Origin of the sequence: Microcoleus sp. Pol7_B2, from assembly GCF_036701035.1 — a bacterium.
Classification (GTDB): Bacteria; Cyanobacteriota; Cyanobacteriia; order Cyanobacteriales; family Microcoleaceae; genus Microcoleus.
Genome location: NZ_JAUBQB010000193.1, coordinates 1 through 1,381, shown reverse-complemented (window position 1 = coordinate 1,381; position 1,381 = coordinate 1). Strand labels below are relative to the sequence as shown.

General features: G+C 39.3%; 1 protein-coding gene. It reads left to right on the top strand.

Features of this window, described 5'->3' with window-relative positions; genetic code table 11:
• Positions 1–186 precede the first annotated feature (186 nt).
• Positions 187–1,218 carry a hypothetical protein gene (locus tag QUA57_RS28490; RefSeq protein WP_333065146.1) on the top strand — a complete coding sequence of 344 codons (1,032 nt, stop codon included), beginning with the start codon at positions 187–189 and terminating at the stop codon, positions 1,216–1,218.
• Positions 1,219–1,381: the final 163 nt, after the last annotated feature.

Genomic DNA, 1,381 nt, shown 5'->3' with positions numbered 1-1,381 from the left:
TTGGTTAATCCACAGCACTTTAAAAACTGGTTTACAAGCTGCTGCTACTGTACTTCATAAACCTGGAATCGGCTGTAGTTTGGTTCCTGGTGCATCGTTGAGCGATTTATCCCGGATTATTGAGCGGATACATAGGCTCAATATAGTTGAACACTTAGACAGGAAATAGCAGCAAAGGGGAGTGCGATGTACATACCTGTTACTTTCGACGACGGCAGCATCCAAAGGAACGAAGCAATAGAAATAAAAGTCAGAAACTTTAAAGACTTAAACTTACAGGAAAGACATATTGAAGAGTTCTTACGCAAAAACATTAATTTGCTCTTTGGGGATGAGGAGACTCTTCTAGTTGTTGGTCAACAAGTTCGTAATGCGAGTAACGGGATTAGCGACTTAACTGCCATTGACGCAGATGGCAATGTTGTTCTAATCGAGATTAAACGCGACGTACAAGACATCAAGGCGAGAAAAGAACCTTTTGAATTTCAAGCTATCAGGTATGCCGCGAGTTATGCCAAAATTTCGACACCTGAATCCCTTGTAGAGTTAGTCTATAGTTCGTATATCGAGATACACAAAGATGAGTATGAATTAGGTGATTTGACTCCTAGTGAAAAAGCGAGACGAGAGTTGAATAAATTCTTGTCAAGCAATGACGCACTCAAAACCTTTAACAAAAAACAACGAATAATACTTATAGCCTCATCCTTTGATGAGCAAACCCTTTCTGCTGTTGCTTGGTTGATTTCAAATGGGGTAGACGCCATCTGTCTTAATATCACTCCTGTTTTTATAGGAGAGCAAGGTTTTTTGAGTATTGAGAAAATTTTGCCTCCGGCACAACTGGATGATTTTTACGTGGGTTTAGCCGGAGAATGTTCTACAATGAAGGGAGAAAGTATATCCACTGATTCTGGCTTTAATAGAACTTGGCTACCTCGAATGGATCAGTTGTTTGAGTGGGAATTAATCAAAGCTGGGGATAGCATTGAAATTAAAGAGTTTGAAAGCTCTGAAGCTATAATAATTGATGATACATTGGTCAGATTTAATGGGGAAGAAATTTCCTATAATAATTGGGGAAAGAAAGTTACTGGTTGGTCTTCTATAAATATTTATGAATGGGCAGTGCTTAGTTCGACTAATAGAACCTTACATGAACTAAGGAAGGAAAAAATGGCAGAGTTGGAAGCCAAAGGCAGTCCATGGGAAGAATGAGACCAGCGGTTCTAGAGCTATTTGCTTTCTTAAAGCAGCTCAAGGCTTTTTTCGGATATTGCAGTTGATCGACCGGACACGATCTCAGAGGATGTTTTAAAAGTCGAAACCAGTAAAAAATTATGCGAGTCGTCTGACCATAATACGAATCATCGCGATATAA